Origin of the sequence: Streptomyces sp. NPDC006261 (genome assembly GCF_040613515.1) — a bacterium.
GTDB lineage: Bacteria > Actinomycetota > Actinomycetes > Streptomycetales > Streptomycetaceae > Streptomyces.
Genome location: NZ_JBEXSI010000128.1, coordinates 1885 through 5065 on the forward strand (window position 1 = coordinate 1885; position 3181 = coordinate 5065).

At 56.4% G+C, this 3181-nt stretch carries 1 rRNA gene; it reads left to right on the forward strand.

The features are described 5' to 3' along the window. The first annotated feature begins 33 nt into the window (after positions 1-33). Positions 34-3159 (forward strand): 23S ribosomal RNA (locus ABZ154_RS34655). Positions 3160-3181 lie beyond the last annotated feature (22 nt).

Below are 3181 nucleotides of genomic sequence, written 5' to 3' on the forward strand. Positions count from 1 at the left end.
TTTGAGAACTGCACAGTGGACGCGAGCATCTGTGGCCAAGTTTTTAAGGGCGCACGGTGGATGCCTTGGCACCAGGAACCGATGAAGGACGTGGGAGGCCACGATAGTCCCCGGGGAGCTGTCAACCAAGCTTTGATCCGGGGGTTTCCGAATGGGGAAACCCGGCAGTCGTCATGGGCTGTCACCCGCTGCTGAACACATAGGCAGTGTGGAGGGAACGAGGGGAAGTGAAACATCTCAGTACCCTCAGGAAGAGAAAACAACCGTGATTCCGGGAGTAGTGGCGAGCGAAACTGGATGAGGCCAAACCGTATGCGTGTGATACCCGGCAGGGGTTGCGCTTACGGGGTTGTGGGATCTCTTTTTCATGGTCTGCCGGCTGTGAGACGAGTCAGAAACCGTTGATGTAGGCGAAGGACATGCGAAAGGTCCGGCGTAGAGGGTAAGACCCCCGTAGCTGAAACATCAACGGCTCGTTTGAGAGACACCCAAGTAGCACGGGGCCCGAGAAATCCCGTGTGAATCTGGCGGGACCACCCGCTAAGCCTAAATATTCCCTGGTGACCGATAGCGGATAGTACCGTGAGGGAATGGTGAAAAGTACCGCGGGAGCGGAGTGAAATAGTACCTGAAACCGTGTGCCTACAAGCCGTGGGAGCGTCGCTGTGTGTGCTTGCACATGCAGTCGTGACTGCGTGCCTTTTGAAGAATGAGCCTGCGAGTTAGCGGTGTGTAGCGAGGTTAACCCGTGTGGGGAAGCCGTAGCGAAAGCGAGTCCGAACAGGGCGATTGAGTTGCACGCTCTAGACCCGAAGCGGAGTGATCTAGCCATGGGCAGGTTGAAGCGGAGGTAAGACTTCGTGGAGGACCGAACCCACCAGGGTTGAAAACCTGGGGGATGACCTGTGGTTAGGGGTGAAAGGCCAATCAAACTCCGTGATAGCTGGTTCTCCCCGAAATGCATTTAGGTGCAGCGTCGTGTGTTTCTTGCCGGAGGTAGAGCACTGGATAGGCGATGGGCCCTACCGGGTTACTGACCTTAGCCAAACTCCGAATGCCGGTAAGTGAGAGCGCGGCAGTGAGACTGTGGGGGATAAGCTCCATGGTCGAGAGGGAAACAGCCCAGAGCATCGACTAAGGCCCCTAAGCGTACGCTAAGTGGGAAAGGATGTGGAGTCGCAGAGACAACCAGGAGGTTGGCTTAGAAGCAGCCACCCTTGAAAGAGTGCGTAATAGCTCACTGGTCAAGTGATTCCGCGCCGACAATGTAGCGGGGCTCAAGCGTACCGCCGAAGTCGTGTCATTCGTACACATAGGGCCAACGCCCGTATGGATGGGTAGGGGAGCGTCGTGTGCCGGGTGAAGCAGCCGCGGAAGCGAGTTGTGGACGGTTCACGAGTGAGAATGCAGGCATGAGTAGCGATACACACGTGAGAAACGTGTGCGCCGATTGACTAAGGGTTCCTGGGTCAAGCTGATCTGCCCAGGGTAAGTCGGGACCTAAGGCGAGGCCGACAGGCGTAGTCGATGGACAACCGGTTGATATTCCGGTACCCGCTTTGAAACGCCCAGTACTGAATCAGGCGATGCTAAGTCCGTGAAGCCGGCCCGATCTCTTCGGAGTTGAGGGTAGTGGTGGAGCCGATGAACCAGACTTGTAGTAGGTAAGCGATGGGGTGACGCAGGAAGGTAGTCCAGCCCGGGCGGTGGTTGTCCCGGGGTAAGGGTGTAGGACGCACGGTAGGTAAATCCGTCGTGCATGAAGTCTGAGACCTGATGCCGAGCCGATTGTGGTGAAGTGGATGATCCTATGCTGTCGAGAAAAGCCTCTAGCGAGTTTCATGGCGGCCCGTACCCTAAACCGACTCAGGTGGTCAGGTAGAGAATACCGAGGCGTTCGGGTGAACTATGGTTAAGGAACTCGGCAAAATGCCCCCGTAACTTCGGGAGAAGGGGGGCCATCACTGGTGATAGCACTTGCTGCTTGAGCTGGGGGTGGCCGCAGAGACCAGCGAGAAGCGACTGTTTACTAAAAACACAGGTCCGTGCGAAGCCGTAAGGCGATGTATACGGACTGACGCCTGCCCGGTGCTGGAACGTTAAGGGGACCGGTTAGTGCACTTTCGGGTGTGCGAAGCTGAGAACTTAAGCGCCAGTAAACGGCGGTGGTAACTATAACCATCCTAAGGTAGCGAAATTCCTTGTCGGGTAAGTTCCGACCTGCACGAATGGCGTAACGACTTCTCGACTGTCTCAACCATAGGCCCGGTGAAATTGCACTACGAGTAAAGATGCTCGTTTCGCGCAGCAGGACGGAAAGACCCCGGGACCTTTACTATAGTTTGATATTGGTGTTCGGTTCGGCTTGTGTAGGATAGGTGGGAGACTTTGAAGCGGCCACGCCAGTGGTTGTGGAGTCGTCGTTGAAATACCACTCTGGTCGTGCTGGATGTCTAACCTGGGTCCGTGATCCGGATCAGGGACAGTGTCTGATGGGTAGTTTAACTGGGGCGGTTGCCTCCTAAAGAGTAACGGAGGCGCCCAAAGGTTCCCTCAGCCTGGTTGGCAATCAGGTGTTGAGTGTAAGTGCACAAGGGAGCTTGACTGTGAGACCGACGGGTCGAGCAGGGACGAAAGTCGGGACTAGTGATCCGGCAGTGGCTTGTGGAAGCGCTGTCGCTCAACGGATAAAAGGTACCCCGGGGATAACAGGCTGATCTTCCCCAAGAGTCCATATCGACGGGATGGTTTGGCACCTCGATGTCGGCTCGTCGCATCCTGGGGCTGGAGTCGGTCCCAAGGGTTGGGCTGTTCGCCCATTAAAGCGGTACGCGAGCTGGGTTTAGAACGTCGTGAGACAGTTCGGTCCCTATCCGCTGCGCGCGCAGGAATATTGAGAAGGGCTGTCCCTAGTACGAGAGGACCGGGACGGACGAACCTCTGGTGTGCCAGTTGTCCTGCCAAGGGCATGGCTGGTTGGCTACGTTCGGAAAGGATAACCGCTGAAAGCATCTAAGCGGGAAGCCTGCTTCGAGATGAGTATTCCCACCCCCTTTGAGGGGTTAAGGCTCCCAGTAGACGACTGGGTTGATAGGCCAGATGTGGAAGCCCTGTAAGGGGTGGAGCTGACTGGTACTAATAGGCCGAGGGCTTGTCCTCAGTTGCTCGCGTCCACTGTGTT